The 3,772-nt window shown below is 74.8% G+C and carries 3 protein-coding genes; all 3 read right to left on the bottom strand.

What is annotated here, in order from left to right; all coding sequences use genetic code 11:
* Positions 1-30 precede the first annotated feature (30 nt).
* Positions 31-1,629 carry a 4-coumarate--CoA ligase family protein gene (locus AE652_RS37345; protein WP_049659698.1) on the bottom strand — a complete coding sequence of 533 codons (1,599 nt, stop codon included), beginning with the start codon at positions 1,627-1,629 and terminating at the stop codon, positions 31-33.
* Between the two features lie 393 nt (positions 1,630-2,022).
* Positions 2,023-3,192: an acyl-CoA dehydrogenase family protein gene (locus AE652_RS37350; RefSeq protein WP_049659699.1), complete on the bottom strand. Its 1,170-nt coding sequence runs from the start codon at positions 3,190-3,192 to the stop codon at positions 2,023-2,025.
* Positions 3,193-3,205: 13 nt separating this feature from the next.
* Positions 3,206-3,772, bottom strand: a 567-nt coding sequence (locus AE652_RS37355) for an acetyl-CoA carboxylase biotin carboxyl carrier protein subunit (protein ID WP_049659700.1), incomplete at its 5' end; no start/stop codon positions are given.

The following is a 3,772-nucleotide window of genomic DNA, read 5'->3' on the forward strand; positions in this document are numbered from 1 at the left end:
GTCCCCGGCCGCCGGGGCGGCCCCGGCCGGTCAGCGGGCGGCGGCGCGCCCGGCCTCGCGGGCGCGCAGTTCGCGGCGCAGGATCTTGCCGGCCGCGGACTTGGGGACGGTGTCGACGAACTCCACCAGGCGGACCTTCTTGTACGGGGCGACCTGTCCGGCGACGTACCCGGTGACCTCCTCGGCGGTCAGGGTGCTGCCCGGGGCGCGGACCACGAAGGCCTTGGGGCACTCGGTGCCCTCGGCGTCCGGGACGCCGATCACGGCGGCGTCGGTGATCTGCGGGTGGCCGAGCAGGACGGCCTCCAGTTCGGCGGGGGCGACCTGGTAGCCCTTGTACTTGATCAGCTCCTTGACCCGGTCGACGATGTACAGGTAGCCGCGCTCGTCCACGAAGCCGACGTCGCCGGTGTGCAGCCAGCCCTCGGCGTCGACCACCGCGGCGGTCTCGGAGGGGCGGCCGAAGTAGCCCTTCATCACCTGCGGGCCGCGGATCAGCAGCTCGCCGGGCTCGCCGGGCCCGAGGTCGCCGTCGGAGCCGTCCAGGGCGGTGATCCGCAGCTCGGTGGAGGGGACCATCCGGCCGACCGAGCCGGGCGAGGGGTCGCCCTCGCGCGGGGAGACGACGTGGGTGACCGGGGAGAGCTCGGTCATGCCGTAGCCCTGGAGCAGGTGCGGCAGGCCCAGGCGCCGGGCGCAGGCGTCGGCGAGTTCGTGGTCGAGCGGGGCGGCGGCGCACAGCAGGTACTCGACCGAGGAGAGGTCGTACTGCTCCACGACGGGGTGCCGGGCCAGCGCGAGGGCGATCGGCGGGGCCACCACCAGGGCCTGCACCCGGTGCTCCTGGACGGTGCGGCAGAACTGCTCCAGGTCGAAGCGGGGCAGCACGACCACGGTGGCGCCGCAGCGCAGCGGCTGGTTGAGCAGCGCGGCCAGTCCGTAGATGTGGAAGAACGGCAGGACGGCGAGCACCCGTTCGCCCTCGGCGGGGCGGTAGAGGGCGTCGCACTGGGAGAGGTTGGTGGCGATCGAGCGGTGGGTGAGCATCACGCCCTTGGGCAGGCCGGTGGTGCCGCTGGAGTAGGGCAGCACGGCGATGTCCTCGCCCGGGTCGATGGCGACCTCGGGGGCGGGGCCGGTGGCGGCCAGCAGGTCGGCGAGCGAGCGGTGGCCCTCGGCGCCGTCCAGGACGACGGTCTCGGCCAGCGGGCGGCCCTGTTCGGCGAGGAGTTCGGCGGCCGCACGGGCGGTCGGCAGGAAGCGGGAGACGGTGACGAGCCAGCGGGCGCCGCTGTCGCGCAGCTGGCCGGCGAGGTCGGCGGGGGTGGCGAAGGACGAGACGGTGGTGACGGTGGCGCCGGCCCTGGTCGCGCCGTAGTAGGCCATCGGGTAGGCGGTCGAGTTGGGGCTGAAGAGGGCGACGACGTCGCCGCGGCGGACGCCTGTCTCGGCCAGTCCGGCGGCCACCCGCTCGACGGCGTCGGCGAGTTGGGCGTAGCTGGTGGTCTCGCCGGTGACGCCGTCGATCAGGGCCGGGCGGTCGCCGTACTTCGCCGCGGCGCCGAGCACCGCCTCGTGGATCGGCAGGTCGACCACGGCAACGTCGGGGAACTCGCTTCGGAACACCAAGGTGGGCCTCCAGTATGGAAGTTGACGTAGCAACAAAACCGGCTAGCAGTTCCGTGCGGGGCGCGTTCAGGAGCATACGGACAGTAGGGGGCCTGGCTCGGCCATTGTGGGGAACCCGTAATGGACCATCCGTGGCACGGTCGCTCCCGGGGGGCGCCCGACCGGAGGGCGCGCACCACGGCCGCCCGCCTCCGGGAGCGGCCCCGTCCCCGGAACTCCCCGCTGTGGGGCCCCTGTCCGGCCCCGTCCCGCTCCTGCCGCTCCGGCCGCGCCCGGCGCCGACGGCTACGTCAAGGCCTGCGCCGGCACCACCCTGGCGGGCGACACCGAACGGGTGGCCGACCGGGGTGGCGTGTGCGGCGGCTGCTGCTCAGGACCACCGGCGGCGGCCGCTCAGTACGACTTCGGCAGCCCGAGGGTGTGCTGGGCGACGTAGTTGAGCACCATCTCGCGGCTGACCGGGGCGACCCGGCCGACCCGGGTGGCGGTCAGCAGCGCGCCCAGCCCGTACTCCTGGGTCAGGCCGTTGCCGCCGAGGGTCTGCACCGCCTGGTCCACCGTCCGGGCGGCGGCCTCCCCCGCCGCGTACTTGGCCATGTTGGCGGCCTCCCCGGCGGCGAGGTCCTCGCCCGCGTCGTAGAGCAGCCCGGCCTTCTGGGTCATCAGCCGGGCCAGTTCGATCTCCACCGCGCACTGGGCCAGCGGGTGGGCCAGGCCCTGGTGGGCACCGATCGGGGTGGACCAGACGGTGCGGGTCTTCGCGTACTCGACGGCCTTGCCGAGGGCCTGGCGGGCGAGGCCGAGCGAGAAGGCGGCGGTGAGGACCCGCTCGGGGTTGAGACCGGCGAACAGCTGGAGCAGACCCGCGTTCTCGTCGCCGACCAGGGCGTCGGCGGGCAGCCGGACGTCGTCCAGGAAGACCTGGAACTGCTTCTCCGGGGCGACGAGTTCCATCGGGATCGCCCGGTACTCGAAGCCGGGGGTGTCGCGCGGGACGACGAACAGGCAGGGCTTCAGCTTCCCCGTCCGTGCGTCCTCGGTGCGGGCCACGAACAGCACCGCGTCGGAGTGGTCGATGCCGGAGACGAAGACCTTGCGGCCGGTCAGCAGCCAGTCCTCGCCGTCCCGGCGGGCGACGGTGGATATCCGGTGCGAGTTCGAGCCGGCGTCCGGTTCGGTGATGCCGAAGGCCATCCTGCGGCTGCCGTCGGCCAGGCCGGGCAGCCAGCGCCGCTGCTGCTCCGCGGTGCCGTAGCGGGCGATCACGGTGCCGCAGATCGCCGGGGAGACGATCAGCATCAGCAGCGGGCAGCCGGCGGCGCCGAGCTCCTCCAGGACGATGGCGAGGTCGGTGATGCCGCCGCCCCCGCCGCCGTACTCGGCGGGCAGGTTGACGCCGAGGTAGCCGGCCTTGCCGGCCTCCGCCCACAGTTCGTCGGCGGGCTCGCCGGCCCGGGCCTTGGCGAGGTAGTAGGCGGAGCCGTAGCGGCGGCCGAGGTCGCCGACGGCCCGGCGCAGGGTCTGGCGTTCGGGGGTCTCCAGGAGCTGACTGCCGATGGACATGCGGGGTCCTTCCTCAGGCTTCGGTGGGCCGGACGACGGCCAGCAGGGTGCCGGTTTCGACCTGCCGGCCGGGGGTGGCGCGCAGTTCGACGAGGGTGCCGTCGACCGGGGCGACGACGCGGTGCTCCATCTTCATCGCCTCCAGCACCAGCAGCGGCCGGCCGGCGGTGACGGTGTCCCCGACGGCGGCGGCGACCCGGACGACGGTGCCGGGCATCGGGGCGAGCAGCGCGCCGGGGTCGGTGCGGACGGCGGGTTCGGGGAAGCGCGGCAGGGCGGTGAGCGCGGTGCCGCCGGCCGGGGTGTCGACGTGCACCCGGTCGCCGTACCGGGCGACGCGGTAGGTGCGGCGCAGCCCGCCCTCGGACAGCACGACCCGGTCCGGCGCGGCCTCGACGAGCTCGACGTCCGGGTGGTCCTCGGCCAGCAGTCCGGTGCGGGTGTGCCGGTAGCGGACGGCCGCCTCGGTGCCGTCCTCGGCCCGGTAGCGCTTGAGCTGCGGCTGGGAGGGCAGGTTGCGCCAGCCGGAGGGCAGCGCGCCGCGGCGGCCGGCGGCGTCGGCGAGGGCGGCGGCCAGCGC

Origin of the sequence: Kitasatospora sp. MY 5-36 (assembly GCF_001182915.1) — a bacterium.
Lineage (GTDB): Bacteria > Actinomycetota > Actinomycetes > Streptomycetales > Streptomycetaceae > Kitasatospora.

Bases quoted from the DNA above. Each gene is read 5' to 3' on its own strand.
- AE652_RS37350 (WP_049659699.1), bottom strand. From the start codon at position 3,192: ATGTCCATCGGCAGTCAGCTCCTGGAGACCCCCGAACGCCAGACCCTG.